This is a genomic window from Kordia sp. (genome assembly GCF_965283645.1).
In the GTDB taxonomy this organism is placed as follows: domain Bacteria; phylum Bacteroidota; class Bacteroidia; order Flavobacteriales; family Flavobacteriaceae; genus Kordia.
This window is the reverse complement of the sequence record NZ_CBDIPG010000001.1, coordinates 2,629,294-2,643,832: the sequence shown is the minus strand read 5'-3', so window position 1 is coordinate 2,643,832 and position 14,539 is coordinate 2,629,294. Positions and strand designations below refer to the sequence as shown.

The window sequence follows — 14,539 nt, the reverse complement described above, 5'->3', positions numbered from 1 at the left end:
AAAAAAATAGCGACTCATAAGTCGCTATTTTTACCTTTTCATATAACTTTTATTGCAATCTAAATTCAATATTAGAATCTATATCCTAATGAAATTCCACCTCTAAAAGTAAACTCAGGCGAATTATCATCCAATCCGATATTTCGTCCACCACCAGCAGAAATCTCTAACATAAATCCTCTTTTGTTTACCCATTTTTTTCCAATGGCAACTCCTAAAGCGGCATCAAAGTAATCGACTTCTTCTTCGACATTATTAAAAAATTCAAAATCGTTTCCAGAAGCAAATTTTGAAAATACTTCTACAAAAAGTCCTTTAGCGCCATAATCTTCTTTATTAAAAAAGTAAAATCTGAAAAATGGTGTGAAAGCAAAATTTTCGTAATAACCACCATCATCACTATCTCTAAAATTTACAAATAGAGAGGCTCCGTAACCGATAGCATTGTCATCTACACGTTCATAACTAAGATCAATTGCGGAAAAAAATGCAGCGTCAAAAACGTCTAAACGGATTTCGTTTTTACGATCGCCAACGTTATACTGGTCATCTTTTTCTTGTGCATGTGATTGAAAACCTACAACGAGTAGGCAAAGAAGCAGTCCGCTTCGTAAGAAATTGTTTTTCATAATAATTGGTTTATAATGTTGTTGTGGCTTATTTAACAAGAACCATACCAATTGTAGATACACGATTTTTATAAAGGTTGCGTTTTATTTAGAATTATTTTAATTAAAAATATGCGCGTAGTTGCACATTTCCTGTATGAATAGTGCGTGAAGTTTCACTTTTTCTACCAAAATAGGAGAGATTTAAATCTAAAAATTTGGTCAATTTCTTTTGAATAATCACATTCCAAGTGAAGTTGGTTCCAGGTTGTAAACCTTCTAACATTTGATATCCAACGGGCGAAAATGCATTTCCTGTAAAATCATTTTGGAAATAACTAAATTCACCGTTCAACGCTACTTTTTGTTGATTGCTATATGCAAAAGAAACACCCATTTTTTGTTGTGTTAACGATTCTGAATCGCCTACTTGATTTTCTTTCTGTTCATACTTATAAAAAACACTAAACCGACTGTTTCTATTAAAAATATACGAAAGTGTTGGTGTCACTTTAAAAAGATCAATTTCGAAGTTTTTATTTAGAAAATTTTCAGAAATACTTTCTGTTTTTCCTGTACTTGTGATCAAATCGGTGAGCCAAAATTTACCAAGTTTATGTGTAAATTGAAGTTGATGTGATGTGTTTATATTTTCCTGTGAACCAATAGAAAGTAAGTTCTTGGCTTTGGCGTTTAAATACGTATAAGAAGTTGTATATTTTTGCTTTCCGCGATTGTAAAAAAGTGCATTTCGAAGACTTTGATTCAAGCCTAATACATTTTCATCTTCGCTATCATCAAAAGGATTAAAGTTAAAATTATTATTCTCTCTAAGAATCTTTCGATCTATTAAAAATGAGGATTGATTGTAAAAATGCGATAAAAACTTTTGGAATCCTTTTTTATTGCTCCATTGTGCAGGATTTAAGGTCACTACCTGACTAAATTTGTTCTGATGCGTTTTGATAAAAATCTGATTCGGAAGTAACACACGTACATAAATTGCTTCATCAGGAAACTGCGCCAATTCAAATTCATCTAACTCTTGAATGCCATTATTATTGTAATCATTCCAAGTGTAAACGCCTTGTCCTTGATCAACTTGTACATAGGTAAACTCTTGTTGCGGTAACGTTCCTGAATTGGTTTCATATACCGTATTTAAAGATACAATCTGATTAAATAATTTCTGCTGATATACCAAACGTGAGTTTAACGATTGTTCGTTTTCAATGCTTTCATCTTCTTGTTTCAAGGTTCTGTAATTAACAAAAAGTGAAAGTTGTGTGTTTTTATTCTGAATTAATTTTGATCGTAAAAAATAGGTGTTAGACGTATTTACTCTTTCTAAATTATTGTTTCGTAAACTATCATTTACACGATAGGTATAGCCAATTTCTGCATGAATTTTTAAACTATCTCCAACACCAACAAAACCTGTATATGCCTTAAAACGTTGGCTTAAAGGCGTAAAGTTATTCGTAGCAATTTCTTGTTGTTCGTTGCTTTCCAAGCTCAATTGTGCGCCAACCCAACTTTTGGTAAAGCTATATGTAGAACGCGCAAACAAGCGTAAAAAATCAGAAGTTGTAGTCACGGTTTCGTTTGTAAGTAAACTTCCGTTAGTTTGTACTTTAAGTTTTCCAAAGGTTAAATCGGACAACAATACATGACGGTTTCCTGTAGCATTATTGGCAAAATCTAAATATTCAAAACTGTAACGAGCTGTTCCGTTTTTATCGTTGGAAAAATCCAATCCTGTTGCCAAAAATTGCTGATTTCCCGCATTAAAAGTATTGTCTAAATTCCAATCACGATTAAATTCAATAGAATACAACCGTTCAATCGTTTGAAATTTTTCATCGATATAATTAAAATTAGCAAAACTGCGAATCTTCCAATCTTTATCTAGCAATTGTTGTTGCACGTTTATTTGTGCCGCCAAACCTTGATTGTCATCATCGTCAATTGACGAGAATAAATTTTGATCGTTATTACTAAAGCCAACTTCAAATTGCACATCTGTTTTTTCATTTGGAGTGTACGCGCCTTTTACCACTGCAACTTGTGTTTTGGTTGGTGAAACCAATTGAATTATAGGTTCGTAATTTCCTTGTAAAACGCCCGAAATTGGTGCAATATATTCATAAATTCTACCGTTGGAAGCCGCATTTGCCAAGACATAATTTCCTTGGTTATCGCCTACAAGTGAAAAACGAACATCAAACAAAGTATCATCCGGATTGTTAGAAAAGACAAAAGTTTCCAAACCGCCAACCACTTCTTTTTTGTACAAAATTCGATTCTCAGTAAATGCTTGTTCCACCGCTGAAGGTGCTGTCATTAGTTGATTGTTATCACCAGCGTCTCTTAAAATAGCAACTTGTTCATCCGATAAATTTTGTTGAATTGGCTGATTTTTAGAATCATTTTCAGAATAAATATATCCTGCAATATTAAATTTTTCTTGTTCATATTTCGCGCCACCATACGCTACAAAACGTGTATAATTGTTATCTGTAAATTGATATTCTACACTAATTCGCATTTCAGAAGTAATAGGATATTTAGATGTAAACGTAATTTCTCCAGCGTTGTAATCAATTACGTAATCGTTGTTTTCTCCACGTTCTACGGGCAATCCATTTACATAAACAGTTTCACTTCCGGAAACAATTAGAATGAATAATTCTTCATTCGGACCTGTTAATTTATACGGACCTTGATTTCCTTCTTGTCCTTGAAATCTACTTTGTGTATAACGACCACGAACCAACGCACCAGAACCAAAAATAGTCGTTTTGCTATTTTCATGTGGCAAGTTGACAACAACGCCAACACCTTGTACTTTTTTCTGAAAACGCATAAAACTTGTTTCTGTATTTTCCAGATTTACGTCTCCTGCACGAATTTTCCAGTTTTTACTTTCCAGTTCAATAAACACTTGGTCAAATTCGTCCAATCGTTGCGAATAACCACTTTCTTGAATCGGAATGTTTGCATCTTGAATTGAAGCACGCAATGTAACATTTTGCGATATTTTTCCAGAAATCTGTAAATCGAGTTCAGAGTTTAAAACTGTATTTTGATTGTTTCCAACAGTTACACCACGTGAAATGCTTCCAGACGTATTCAAACCATCAAAAAGCCGTGTGTCTGAAGCTTCTCGATTCGATTTTAATGAAACAATTTTATCAATATCAATCGGATTTTGAACAATTACATCTTTGTTAAAACCTGTATATTTTTTCGTTAAAAATTTTGGATATTTTGTATAGCTTACGCGAATGGAATCGGTGGTAATTTTTGCCAAATCTAAATATAGAATCGCCTTTTTAAAATCAATTCGATACGAAGTGCTATCTAATTGTTTATTTTTTTTATCGGTCAGCCGAAATTGATACGGATTGATACTTACCGAATCTAACAGAATAGAATCTTTAATTGCTATCTTTTTTGTACGACGGTTGCTTGTTTGTCCCTGTAATGAAACAGAGAAAAACAGGGCAATACAGATACATAACAAAAATGACTTCATCTACAACTAAACTAATTCCGATCAAAAATATTTTAATTTTCGCAGGAAAAGAAGCTTTTTAGTCGAAACAACACATTTCCATTGCCAAACGATGGTTTGAAATTGATTTTTTAAGTCGGTAATTGTTTTTATTGAATCTCGATAGCTTCGTTAGGAATTTTCAATAAAAATATATTTTAATTTCAATAATGCTCGATTTGATATTTTTGTAAATAAAAACAAAATCTAAGACCCATGAGCTTAGCAATCACAATCACAAACTCAATATTCAATTAGCCCAACTCTTTCGCCACAAATTCTTCACAAAACGCTTTAATTTGAATTCTTGCTTTCTTAAAAGCATTGAACGTTTGCTCTTCAGAACCAATTATTTTTGATGGATCAAAGAAGTTTTGGTGAATACGTTTGGCATTTTTGCTTGGAATATACGGACAGTTTTCATGCGCATGATCGCAAACCGTGATGATAAAGTCAAAATCAATATCTAAATATTCAGAAACGTTGTTTGATGTGTTTTGAGAAATATCAACGCCATCTTGTTTCATAATGGCAACAGCTTTCGGATTTACGCCATGCGTTTCAATTCCAGCACTATAAATCGTTGCTTTTTCTTGCGCAAAATGTTTTAAATATCCATGTGCTATTTGGCTTCTGCAAGAGTTTCCTGTGCAAAGTACAAGTATATTTTTCATAATTTTATGGTAGGTTTTTATTGCTGATTGCTAAAAAAATTTGAATAAAACATCAATTTGTTGGGATGTAAAATCTTCAAATATGAATTAGTGATCATCACAAATGTAAGCAGAAGTGTATTTGGAGCATTTACTTTTTGATGAAATAATAATATTTTAACATTACTTTGCTGTAAAATGAATGAATGATTAGTTTTTAGATTGACAATTAACTTGGATTTTTACAAAGAAATCATTGATCGTTCTACGGTATTGATTGAGCAAGTTAGTATCAATAGCATAGAAAATATTTTTCCCTTGATTTTTTTGTTTGAGTAGTTTTATTCTTTTGATTTCGGAAAGATGTTGTGAAACCGTTGGTTGCGCCAATCCAGTAGCTTTTACGAGTTCGTTGCAGTTGCAATATTCGTTTTTACTGATGTATTGTATGATGGAAATTCGTGCAGGATGCCCTAAAACTTTTGTTATAAGTGCCGTTTCATTTTGATAATCATCAAAGATGTGATTTTTTGTAATTCCCATAATATTTGATAAAATGTAATATTACAATAAAGATAAAAAAAAGCTGGAAATTTTTCCAGCTTTTCAATGTTTTATTTTCCGAATAACCGTTGAAAGAAACTTTTTGTCTTTTTGGTTGTTTCTTCAATGGTTTCTTTGGCTTCTTCTGTAAAACCTTCTATACGTTCGCCTGCTTCTTCTGCAAATTCGTTTACTTTTTCTTTGACATCTTCATATGCTTCTTTTACTTCTTCGCTAAATTCGCCTGCTTTTTCCTTTGCAACATCAGCATATTCTCCCAATTTCACTTTCGCTTCACCTGCAAATTCAGTAGCTTTTTCTTTTGCATCATCATAAGCTTCTTTTGCATCTTCTGCTAAGTCAGCCGCTTTTTCTTTTGCCACATGTGAAAAGTCACCAATTTTTTCTTTGGCTTCACCTGCTAATTCGGTAGCTTTTTCTTTTGCATCACCAAATGCTTCTTTCGCGTCTTCTGCAAAGTCAGCTGCTTTTTCTTTTGCTACATCTGAAAAATCACTAATTTTTTCTTTCGCTTCGTTTGCAAATTCAGTAGCTTTTTCTTTTGCATCTGAAAATGCTTCTTTCGCTTCGCTTTTTATTTCATCAATTTTACTTTCAGTAGCTTCTGAAGCTTCATCTTTTATTTCATGCGCTTTTTCTTCTACTGTATCTTTGATGTTTTCGGCTTTTTTTGAAGCTTCATTTACAGTGCCTTCTATTTTTTTGTCTAATTCTTTGTTGTCATCACTCATAATTCAGCTTTTTTTTGATTGAAGTTAAAAATAAAGTTTTTTTTTGAATTTTATGATTCTAGAGTGTTAGTAATCATTGTCTTATTATAATTAGTTTATAATAGGAGCAATTTGTTACATTGTTCAATCAAAATATTTATTCCTTAACTAAGAATTATTTAAAAGCTTTATCTATTGGTTCCCATAATTCTATTTTATTTCCTTCAGGATCAAGTATCCAACCAAATTTACCATATTCATACTCTTCAATATCTCCAACTACAGTGACACCTTCTTCTTTTAAAACGGCTAACAATTCAACTAAATTTTCAACTCTGAAATTCATCATGAATTGTTTTTCACTTGGCTTAAAATAGGTTGTGTCTTTTGCAAACGTACTCCATTGTGTTGAGCAATCGTTTCCTTCTTTATCTTTCCACCAAAATGTGCAACCGTAATCGTCCACAGGCAAGCCTAAGTGTTTTCCATACCAGTTTCTGAGTCCTTTTGGATCTTCTGTTTTAAAGAAAAATCCACCTAATCCTGTTACTCTTTTTTTCATCTGTTTACTTTTTTTTCGTTTTCTAAATGTTAAAGAACACACTTAAATTTTGATCATTTTCTTTGTGTGAATTTGAAATAATGAAAATGTATGTTCGTTTTATCTGTTCGTTATTTTAATTGTTGTTGTTATTCTTTTTTGTGTAAAATTAATGCTGAAAGTAATGAAATGATGACGCCAATTACAAAAACCATCATGGTCATGATAAAAAATACTGTAAATGGATTTCTAAATGCCTCACTTTGTTTTTGAAGTGATAGTTTTTCAAATTTAATTTCATCTAATGATAAATCAGTTCGAGCATCTAACAAATTAAATTCATATGCCAAGTACTGTTCGGCAAATTCAGGATTGATTTTTGTGATATAAATTGCATCCATAAATCCAAAACCAATGGCAGAAAATATAGAGATAAGCGCACCAATTATGAAAGCTGTTTTAAAGCTAATTTCACCATTAAGTTCGTGATTTCGATATTGTTTAATTCCAAAATAGACAAAACTTAAGGAAGCGATCATGGTAGAATATCCAAGAATTTCTTGAGTTTTGAATGCCAATCCTTGTCCAAAGTATAAAGCGATAAAGAATAAAATTGTAGCTGTTAAGAAGCCATACAATCCATATTTGAGTACAGTATTTTTCATGTGATAGAAATTTATTGTTGAATACTTCAAAAGTATAATTCGCTCATGTATTACGGCTCATACGAAAGTACCAATTTGATCATACTAAGGTAGTAATTTTAGGAAATTGGTAGTATTTCCAACTCTTTTGCTTTTTGAATGGCTTGTGTACGACGTTTTACATCGAGTTTTGTGTAGACATTTGAAACGTGTGTTTTTATGGTGCTTTCTGAAACAAATAGGAGAGAAGCTATTTCCTTATTTGTATGTCCTTGTGCCAATTTGCATAAAACTTCATATTCTCGTTTGCTTAAGCCTAATGCTTCAATTTGCGCATGATTAATTGCTACTGCAGTCGGTTTTTGATTTGGATTTTCTTTTCTTCTATTGATGTAGATTCCAATGAATAAAAAAATGATGGCAATCGAGGCTATAATAAATTCTAACGATGAATTTCCTTGCATGATAGAAAATTTACTGAGTTGAAATAACAACAACAAAGCAATAATTAAAGTCGCGAAAATGAAAATGGTTTTTTTCATCGTATTGAAATCTGTTTTTTTCTGAAACTACAATTAATGAAAATATATTTTGAATTTATCTACAATAGTTTGTGCTAGTTTTTCTTTGCTTTCTTTAGTCCAACCTGCCACATGTGGAGTAAGTAATACGTTTTCTGCTTCAATTAAGTATTGAAAAGCGGCTGGCATTTGATCGTCATTGAATAAATTTTCAAATGAACTTTTTTCGTACTCTAATACATCTAATCCTGCACCTAATATTTTTCTAGATGCCAATGCTTTTACCAAATCTTGTGTAACAACACTTTTTCCTCGTGCCGTATTTATAAACCAAAACGGATGCTTGAATGCGTTGATAAATTCTGCATTTACCATCTGTAATGTACGCGAAGTTTGTGGCGTATGTAAACTTAAAACCGTGCTTTTTTCTTGTAATTCGGAAAGTGAAACTTGTGTAGCATTTTCGTCGCCAACAGTATTTTTTATATCGTAACAAAGAACATTTACATCAAAACCACGTAGTTTTTTTGCGAATGCTTTTCCCATGTTTCCATATCCAATAATTCCAACGGTTTGTCCGTCTAGTTCAAAACCTCTGTTTTCTTCTCGCAACCATTTTCCTTCACGAACTTCTTTAGCAGCTTTGTTAAATTTATTAAATAATGAGAGAATCATTCCAAGTGCATGTTCGCCCACGGCATTTCGGTTTCCTTCAGGTGCAGAAATGAGTTTGATACCTTGTGTTGTAGCAAAATCACAATCTATATTTTCTAAACCTGCACCAACTCTACCAATAAATTTTAGGTTGGTTGCTTTTGCTAGAAATTCAGCATCAATCTTGAATCGACTACGAATGATAAACCCATCATATTCATGAATTTTTGCTTCAATTTCAGTTTTAGACGATGAGTAATCTTCATGATTTGTATGTCCTAATTCCGCTAATTGCGAAATGAGTAATGGATGATTTTCATCGAGATGTAATATTTTCACAAGTAATTAAATTTTAGGATATTCAGTTTGCGTTTTTTCATGCTGTACAGTTCCTGTATGCGCTGTAGAAAGCTTTTCGAACAGTAAAATATGCACTTCTTCACCGTTTTTTGTTGCCGGACAATGCTCAACACCTTTTGGTACGACAATAAATTCGCCTTCATTTACTGTAACGGTCTTATCGCGAAATTTCATGTATAATGTTCCTTTAGTAACTTGAAATAATTCGTCTTCATTCTCATGTGAATGCCACACAAATTCGCCTTGAATTTTTGCAAGAATCACTTGCATGTCGTCCACAACAGCTACTTGATGTGGATGCCATTGTTTGTTGACAAGTTGAAATTTTTCTTTGATGTTGATTGCTTTCATGACCCTAAAGTACGAGATTTTTTTTGTATGATTTTAGCGTTTTATAAAAAACTATTTTAGATGTTTATCAACAGGAAGAATGAAAGATTTGGTGTATAAAAACAAGTAACTCTTCAAAATGTTAAGAAAAAATCTCAATTCTTGAAGAGTTTTTAAGCCTGTTACTGTGTAACTTTATTGATCAGCAAATCAATATGTGTAAAACTATTGATTATATGTTGAATGGATTAACTTCCATTGGTTTCTGCGTCTATAACGTCCGTATCTTTTCTATACTTTAAAAGTCCAATTCCTGCAAAGAAGAAAACGATTCCAAGAATAATCATTGGCCATTGTGCATTTCCCATATTTACAGAACCAAAAACTGAAAATACCCCTAAAGCTAATACAATAGCGGCTCCGATTGTTAGTATAAATCCTAGTATTTTTATCATAATATATTATTGTTTAAGGTTGAATGTAAAATTACTCAAATATGTCTTTTTTAATTTACACATATTATTTTTTTTGTTACATAATTATATGATATGTACTTGATAATGCGTAGTTTGACTCCTAGTTGAAGCTGCATCAATAGATTATTGCTGAAATTTGATGGTTTTATAGTACTTTTTTAAAAATGTATATTTTATGAGAAAACTATAAAAATTTACATTGTTTTCATCATAATATTAAAAACAAAGTCTTCTTTTCCAATGCTGAAACTATAGGAATCGTATTTGTGAAAATCATGTCTGTTGTAAAAACCTATGGCGCGTTCGTTGGTGTGTAATACGGAAAGCCATAAACGTTCTACTTCTAGGTTTTGTACTTCTTTGAAAAGTTCGTCTTGTAGTTTTGTGCCAATTTTATGTGCTAAGTAATCTTTTAAAACATAGATTTTTTGTAATTGAGCGGCTTTTTTATACGAACTGTTTGGTACAGGTGATTCTTTTTTAAGTTTTGCATACCCAACAGGCAGTTCATCAGCATAGGCAATCCAAAAAACATTTTCTTCTTTTTGTAAGGATGAAGTCATTTTTGAAAGTGAAAATGTTTTGTCTAAATAAGTACGCAAGTCACTTTTGTCACGAAATAAATTACCGAAGGTTTCAGAAAATGTAATTTTTGCTAATAATGAGATAAATTTTGCATCCGCGGGAACCGCTTTTCTAATTGTATGATTTTCCATTTCGTTTGTAACCTTAAATTCGATAATTATCGGTTTAGTTTTATTTTAAAATATTGATAAACAGAAAGTTGTGTATAACTTAATTGTTAATTAAAAGCTTGATTTTCATGGCTTTAATTCGATAATCACGGTTTGCTTTCCTTTTTTATCTTCAAATTTAGTGTTTCATTTGTTTCATCATTAACGATTTAAAAAATATAATATTATGAAAAAACAAAACAAAGTTTTAAAATTAAAAAAATCTACAATTTCTGAATTAAACATTGAGAAAGCAGGAGAAATTATTGGAGGAAGAACAGGAGCAGGAGCTTTTTGTAAAACTACTCCGTATGACTACAATTGTGTGTTTATTTCTGTAAATGTTGTTTGTGAACCATCAGTAAATGTATGCTAGTTTATTAATAACACATTAATTTATAAATTTAGTATTATGAAAAAACAAAACAAAGGGTTAAAGTTAAACAAATCAGTAGTATCGGAGTTAAGTATTTCAAATGCTGGAGAAGTAAAAGGAGGAAAAACTGGAGCTGGAACATTCTGTAACACAAATCAGCCAGGATGTTTAACAGGTTGGGGATGTCCTATAACTGAATGGGCTTGTCCTCGTACAGCTGATTGCTAGTATTTAATTATTGCAACTAGCATAGCAATTAATTTGTAAAAGTGAACTTCGGTTCACTTTTTTTAATGCTTATGATGAGTTTATCAAATTGAACATATAAGTCGTAGAAATTTTGATAACTTCATCACCAATCTTGTTCAAGAATTTATAGCTTATTCCTTTTATCTAATCAAGCCTAATATTGACATCGATCAACTTCAAAGAATTCAGTAGTCCTTAATCCTAATCTTATGTTAAACGGCGTGCGAATGTTCACAATCATACCAATCTGATCTGAAAATACTGTTGAAAATTCAAAACTCCAAGCTATTTTTGAACTACTAATACGTACTAGTAAAGGCGGATTCCGAAAAGCCAATTATTAAAAAGAGTAGGTACATTAAATTAGATATCATGAAAAAAAATTTAAAATCATTATCATTAAAAAAATCAGTAGTGTCAGAATTAAACGTGCAAAATTCAAATGCTATTAACGGAGGAATGACCGTAAAAACACAGGCTGATACATTGTGTACGTCTAACGCCATTATTTGCCAGCCTTCAGTAAATTTTTCTTGCGAAAGCGTATTTAATTGTTAGATTCGATATGAGTATAACTTTAAAATCAGCGAACTTCGGTTCGCTTTTTTAGGCACCAATAATCATTTTGGCAATAAGAATGTAGAGTAAAATTCCAAAGATATCATTACTTGTAGTGATAAATGGACCTGTTGCAATTGCGGGATCAATGCCGCGTTTGTCTAAGAATAACGGAATGAAAGTTCCGATAATTCCTGCGACGATGATTACTACAAAAAGTGATATAGAGATGGCAATAGCTACATCCATTTGTCCTCTCCAAACCCAAGCAAATACAAATAGTAGTATGGAAAGAATTATTCCGTTTAGCATAGCTAACAGCATTTCTTTAATTAAACGGTTAGAAATACTTCCTTTAAGATCGTCATTAGCTAAACCTTGCACGATAATGGCGCTCGATTGTACACCAACATTTCCTGCCATTGCCGCAATAAGTGGCGTAAACATAAGCAAGGTTGTTTGAGTTTCTAGGTAATCTTCAAAAAACCCCATGATGTACGCCGCACCAGCACCACCAACTAATCCTAAGAAAAGCCAAGGCAAACGTGCGCGTGTGAGTTCCCAAATGCTATCATCGGCTTCTACATCTTGTGTAATACCTGCTGCTAATTGGTAATCTTTTTCAGCTTCTTCTTTAATAACATCTACAATATCATCAATGGTAATACGACCGACTAATCGTTTCATTTCATCAACAACCGGAATGGCTTCTAAATCGTATTTAGACATTACTTTGGCAACATCTTCCGCTTTGTCATCTACATTTACATAATCAACTTTTGGAATGTAAACATCTTTGATATTGGTACGTGTAGAAGTAGTTAATAAATCTTTTAATGACAGTCTTCCTTTTAAAATATCGTCATCATCCACAACATAGATAGAATGTACACGTGTTACTTCTTCTGCTTGTTTTCGCATTTCTTTTACACAGGTAAGTACATTCCAGTTTTCGTTGACTTTTACCAATTCTTTCGCCATTAATCCACCAGCAGAATCTTCATCATATCGAAGCAATTCAACAATTTCTTTGGCGTGTTCCTTGTCTTCTAACTCGGAAATTACTTCTTGTTTTCGTTCATCAGGAAGTTCAGAAATAATATCTGCTGCATCATCCGTATCAAGTTCGTCAATTTCTTCCGCAATTTCTTTAGCAGAAAGGTTTTCAAGAATTTTTTCACGAAGATCATCATCAAGTTCCGTAAGAATATCAGATGTTTTTTCACTATCAAGCAGTTTGATAATGTATGTAGCTTCATCCAGATTTAATTCATCAATAATCTCTGCAACATCCGCATAGTGAACGTCTTCTAGAAGCTCTAGAAGTAGTGTGTCTTTTTTTTCCTCAATGTGCTGTGTTACTTGCGCAATGAGTTCGTCACTGAGTTTAAATGGTATCATTTGCTATCTTGATGGTTAAATCTACGAATCCTTGAACAGGTAATTGTTCCGGACGCAGCCCAAAGATAGCATCTTCTTTTAAATTATTGGAAAGATTGAATGTTTTTAAACTATTACGAAGTGTTTTTCTACGCTGTTGAAACGCTGTTTTTACTACTCTGAAAAATAATTTTTCATCACATGGAAGTGTATAACTTTCTTTTCGTATGAGTCGCATCACGCCTGAGTCTACTTTTGGTGGCGGATTGAATACATCTGGTGGCACTGTAAAGAGATATTCAGCATTGTAAAATGCTTGTGTTAGCACAGATAGAATTCCGTAGGTTTTGTTTCCATGTGGCGCACATATACGTTGTGCAACTTCTTTTTGAAACATACCACTAAATTCTGGAATTTGATTGCGTAACTCTAAGGTTTTAAATACTATTTGTGTTGAAATATTGTATGGAAAGTTCCCAATAATGGCAAACGGTTCTTGCTTAAACGTTTGTGATACATCATATTTGAGGAAATCTTTTTCTAGTATTTTGTTTGAGAGTTGTAAATAGTGTGCTTGCAAGTATGTAACAGATTCAGAATCAATTTCGCACACGTATGTTGTAACAGGTTTTTTTAGTAAATATTTGGTTAATACGCCCATTCCTGGACCAATTTCTAAAATATTTTCATATCCTTGTAAGGTAAGCGTATCTGCAATTTGTTCTGCAACTTCTTCATCCTTTAGAAAATGCTGTCCTAAGTGTTTTTTTGCTCTTACTTTATCTGTCATGCATTTTTTGGATTTAATTCGTTTGCAACTTCTATTTGGCGAAGAATTATAGATTCAATTTCTTTCCGATCTCTTTTAGAAAACCATGAAAGTTCAATGTCAAATTGTTGTTTATCATGAGTAATAATATACGGCTCGCTTCCACCTTTTCCTTTTTGATACAATTTGATTTTCGAAAAATCTCTTTTGAAACGATTGGTGCGAAGTGTTTTATTAGTAAGCGTTATTTGTGGTTTTCCTCTAAGAAGAATTATCGCTATGGAAACGAACGCTATCAATCCGAAAAAGCCATTAATCACATATTCAATAACCACTAAGTTTTTACGTAGTTTTATACTGAACCATTCAGCTATTGCATCTGAAAATGCTGTAATAATGTAGAATGTAACTCCAATTACTACAATTACTAAAATTGCTTTTACAAAGTATGCAAGCTGTGAATAATATTTTTTCTCCTTCATGTGCTAAAATTCGATATGTACGCTTAGAAATCCTTGATTACTTTTAATTCCGTACGGAAAGCGAGCATTTTATCGCCAAACTTTTTTAAGCCTTCTTCTCGTAATTTTGGAGCATCTTCTTTGTAATAAGCTTCTAAAGCGTCTTGCGAAGTTGCTGTGTATTGAACGGCATATGTAGTTCCAATTTCTTCTTTCACCAATACTTGAACGAGTCGTGCATTTGTAAATTTTCCTGTAGCTATTACTTCAGGAATGTGTGTTTCAATCCAAGTTAAAAAGGCTGCATGGATGCTATCGTCTACATTGATGGTAACGTTATAAATGTACATACGTTTGTTTTGTAATTAGAGTGCAAAATTACGGTTTTAAGCTGA

At 32.4% G+C, this 14,539-nt stretch carries 19 protein-coding genes and 1 pseudogene; 4 read left to right on the top strand and 16 right to left on the bottom strand.

What is annotated here, in order from left to right; genetic code table 11:
* Window positions 1-71 precede the first annotated feature (71 nt).
* The 12 genes from ACQ654_RS11670 to ACQ654_RS11615 form a co-directional block, all read right to left on the bottom strand.
* On the bottom strand, window positions 72-629 hold the full coding sequence (locus ACQ654_RS11670; protein WP_430410508.1) for a hypothetical protein: 558 nt from the start codon (window positions 627-629) through the stop codon (window positions 72-74).
* Between the two features lie 103 nt (window positions 630-732).
* Window positions 733-4,146: a hypothetical protein gene (locus ACQ654_RS11665; RefSeq protein ID WP_430410507.1), complete on the bottom strand. Its 3,414-nt coding sequence runs from the start codon at window positions 4,144-4,146 to the stop codon at window positions 733-735.
* A 272-nt stretch (window positions 4,147-4,418) separates the two neighbouring features.
* Complete coding sequence (locus tag ACQ654_RS11660) at window positions 4,419-4,838, bottom strand: arsenate reductase ArsC (protein WP_430410506.1); 420 nt, start codon at window positions 4,836-4,838, stop codon at window positions 4,419-4,421.
* Between the two features lie 189 nt (window positions 4,839-5,027).
* The gene (locus tag ACQ654_RS11655) at window positions 5,028-5,360 is read right to left on the bottom strand and encodes an ArsR/SmtB family transcription factor (RefSeq protein ID WP_430410505.1); all 333 of its coding nucleotides are present in this window, start codon (window positions 5,358-5,360) and stop codon (window positions 5,028-5,030) included.
* Window positions 5,361-5,431: 71 nt separating this feature from the next.
* The gene (locus tag ACQ654_RS11650; RefSeq protein WP_430410504.1) at window positions 5,432-6,112 is read right to left on the bottom strand and encodes a hypothetical protein; all 681 of its coding nucleotides are present in this window, start codon (window positions 6,110-6,112) and stop codon (window positions 5,432-5,434) included.
* A 154-nt stretch (window positions 6,113-6,266) separates the two neighbouring features.
* Window positions 6,267-6,653, bottom strand: coding sequence for a VOC family protein (locus ACQ654_RS11645; RefSeq protein WP_430410503.1), 387 nt, complete (start codon window positions 6,651-6,653; stop codon window positions 6,267-6,269).
* Window positions 6,654-6,781: 128 nt separating this feature from the next.
* Window positions 6,782-7,297 carry a DUF4199 domain-containing protein gene (locus ACQ654_RS11640; RefSeq protein WP_430410502.1) on the bottom strand — a complete coding sequence of 172 codons (516 nt, stop codon included), beginning with the start codon at window positions 7,295-7,297 and terminating at the stop codon, window positions 6,782-6,784.
* A gap of 98 nt (window positions 7,298-7,395) precedes the next feature.
* Window positions 7,396-7,818 (bottom strand): response regulator transcription factor, encoded by a 423-nt coding sequence (locus ACQ654_RS11635; protein ID WP_430410501.1) that lies wholly within the window; start codon window positions 7,816-7,818, stop codon window positions 7,396-7,398.
* 33 nt (window positions 7,819-7,851) lie between these two features.
* Window positions 7,852-8,790: a 2-hydroxyacid dehydrogenase gene (locus ACQ654_RS11630; RefSeq protein ID WP_430410500.1), complete on the bottom strand. Its 939-nt coding sequence runs from the start codon at window positions 8,788-8,790 to the stop codon at window positions 7,852-7,854.
* Between the two features lie 6 nt (window positions 8,791-8,796).
* Complete coding sequence (locus ACQ654_RS11625) at window positions 8,797-9,162, bottom strand: cupin domain-containing protein (RefSeq protein ID WP_430410499.1); 366 nt, start codon at window positions 9,160-9,162, stop codon at window positions 8,797-8,799.
* 227 nt (window positions 9,163-9,389) lie between these two features.
* The gene (locus tag ACQ654_RS11620) at window positions 9,390-9,596 is read right to left on the bottom strand and encodes a hypothetical protein (protein ID WP_430410498.1); all 207 of its coding nucleotides are present in this window, start codon (window positions 9,594-9,596) and stop codon (window positions 9,390-9,392) included.
* 215 nt (window positions 9,597-9,811) lie between these two features.
* Window positions 9,812-10,333, bottom strand: a complete 522-nt coding sequence (locus ACQ654_RS11615; protein ID WP_430410497.1) for an N-acetyltransferase family protein — start codon at window positions 10,331-10,333, stop codon at window positions 9,812-9,814.
* A 205-nt stretch (window positions 10,334-10,538) separates the two neighbouring features.
* On the opposite strand from ACQ654_RS11615, the gene ACQ654_RS11610 reads away from it, so the two are divergent.
* The 4 genes and pseudogenes from ACQ654_RS11610 (at window position 10,539) to ACQ654_RS11595 (ending at window position 11,534) form a co-directional block, all read left to right on the top strand.
* Window positions 10,539-10,727 (top strand): hypothetical protein, encoded by a 189-nt coding sequence (locus ACQ654_RS11610; protein WP_430410496.1) that lies wholly within the window; start codon window positions 10,539-10,541, stop codon window positions 10,725-10,727.
* 36 nt (window positions 10,728-10,763) lie between these two features.
* The gene (locus ACQ654_RS11605; protein WP_430410495.1) at window positions 10,764-10,955 is read left to right on the top strand and encodes a class I lanthipeptide; all 192 of its coding nucleotides are present in this window, start codon (window positions 10,764-10,766) and stop codon (window positions 10,953-10,955) included.
* An 84-nt stretch (window positions 10,956-11,039) separates the two neighbouring features.
* Window positions 11,040-11,168 (top strand): annotated as a pseudogene (locus ACQ654_RS11600) (IS982 family transposase); the annotation flags it as partial.
* 180 nt (window positions 11,169-11,348) lie between these two features.
* On the top strand, window positions 11,349-11,534 hold the full coding sequence (locus tag ACQ654_RS11595) for a class I lanthipeptide (RefSeq protein ID WP_430410494.1): 186 nt from the start codon (window positions 11,349-11,351) through the stop codon (window positions 11,532-11,534).
* Window positions 11,535-11,582: 48 nt separating this feature from the next.
* Here ACQ654_RS11595 and mgtE read toward each other — a convergent pair whose 3' ends face one another.
* The 4 genes from mgtE to ACQ654_RS11575 are packed head-to-tail and all read right to left on the bottom strand — an operon-like array spanning window position 11,583 to window position 14,494.
* Window positions 11,583-12,935: a magnesium transporter gene (gene mgtE, locus ACQ654_RS11590; RefSeq protein ID WP_430410493.1), complete on the bottom strand. Its 1,353-nt coding sequence runs from the start codon at window positions 12,933-12,935 to the stop codon at window positions 11,583-11,585.
* The gene (gene rsmA / locus ACQ654_RS11585; protein ID WP_430410492.1) at window positions 12,922-13,704 is read right to left on the bottom strand and encodes a 16S rRNA (adenine(1518)-N(6)/adenine(1519)-N(6))-dimethyltransferase RsmA; all 783 of its coding nucleotides are present in this window, start codon (window positions 13,702-13,704) and stop codon (window positions 12,922-12,924) included. The genes mgtE and rsmA overlap by 14 nt, the downstream gene beginning before the upstream one ends.
* The gene (locus tag ACQ654_RS11580) at window positions 13,701-14,165 is read right to left on the bottom strand and encodes a hypothetical protein (protein WP_430410491.1); all 465 of its coding nucleotides are present in this window, start codon (window positions 14,163-14,165) and stop codon (window positions 13,701-13,703) included. The genes rsmA and ACQ654_RS11580 overlap by 4 nt, the downstream gene beginning before the upstream one ends.
* Window positions 14,166-14,188: 23 nt before the next feature.
* Window positions 14,189-14,494 (bottom strand): DUF4286 family protein, encoded by a 306-nt coding sequence (locus tag ACQ654_RS11575; protein ID WP_430410490.1) that lies wholly within the window; start codon window positions 14,492-14,494, stop codon window positions 14,189-14,191.
* Between the last annotated feature and the right edge of the window lie 45 nt (window positions 14,495-14,539).

Bases quoted from the DNA above. Each gene is read 5' to 3' on its own strand.
- ACQ654_RS11625 (WP_430410499.1), bottom strand. From the start codon at position 9,162: ATGAAAGCAATCAACATCAAAGAAAAATTTCAACTTGTCAACAAACAA.
- ACQ654_RS11650 (WP_430410504.1), bottom strand. From the start codon at position 6,112: ATGAGTGATGACAACAAAGAATTAGACAAAAAAATAGAAGGCACTGTA.
- ACQ654_RS11655 (WP_430410505.1), bottom strand. From the start codon at position 5,360: ATGGGAATTACAAAAAATCACATCTTTGATGATTATCAAAATGAAACG.
- ACQ654_RS11665 (WP_430410507.1), bottom strand. From the start codon at position 4,146: ATGAAGTCATTTTTGTTATGTATCTGTATTGCCCTGTTTTTCTCTGTT.
- ACQ654_RS11645 (WP_430410503.1), bottom strand. From the start codon at position 6,653: ATGAAAAAAAGAGTAACAGGATTAGGTGGATTTTTCTTTAAAACAGAA.
- ACQ654_RS11595 (WP_430410494.1), top strand. From the start codon at position 11,349: ATGAAAAAAAATTTAAAATCATTATCATTAAAAAAATCAGTAGTGTCA.
- ACQ654_RS11640 (WP_430410502.1), bottom strand. From the start codon at position 7,297: ATGAAAAATACTGTACTCAAATATGGATTGTATGGCTTCTTAACAGCT.
- ACQ654_RS11610 (WP_430410496.1), top strand. From the start codon at position 10,539: ATGAAAAAACAAAACAAAGTTTTAAAATTAAAAAAATCTACAATTTCT.
- ACQ654_RS11575 (WP_430410490.1), bottom strand. From the start codon at position 14,494: ATGTACATTTATAACGTTACCATCAATGTAGACGATAGCATCCATGCA.
- ACQ654_RS11635 (WP_430410501.1), bottom strand. From the start codon at position 7,818: ATGAAAAAAACCATTTTCATTTTCGCGACTTTAATTATTGCTTTGTTG.
- ACQ654_RS11660 (WP_430410506.1), bottom strand. From the start codon at position 4,838: ATGAAAAATATACTTGTACTTTGCACAGGAAACTCTTGCAGAAGCCAA.
- mgtE (WP_430410493.1), bottom strand. From the start codon at position 12,935: ATGATACCATTTAAACTCAGTGACGAACTCATTGCGCAAGTAACACAG.
- ACQ654_RS11620 (WP_430410498.1), bottom strand. From the start codon at position 9,596: ATGATAAAAATACTAGGATTTATACTAACAATCGGAGCCGCTATTGTA.
- ACQ654_RS11615 (WP_430410497.1), bottom strand. From the start codon at position 10,333: ATGGAAAATCATACAATTAGAAAAGCGGTTCCCGCGGATGCAAAATTT.
- ACQ654_RS11670 (WP_430410508.1), bottom strand. From the start codon at position 629: ATGAAAAACAATTTCTTACGAAGCGGACTGCTTCTTTGCCTACTCGTT.
- rsmA (WP_430410492.1), bottom strand. From the start codon at position 13,704: ATGACAGATAAAGTAAGAGCAAAAAAACACTTAGGACAGCATTTTCTA.
- ACQ654_RS11605 (WP_430410495.1), top strand. From the start codon at position 10,764: ATGAAAAAACAAAACAAAGGGTTAAAGTTAAACAAATCAGTAGTATCG.
- ACQ654_RS11580 (WP_430410491.1), bottom strand. From the start codon at position 14,165: ATGAAGGAGAAAAAATATTATTCACAGCTTGCATACTTTGTAAAAGCA.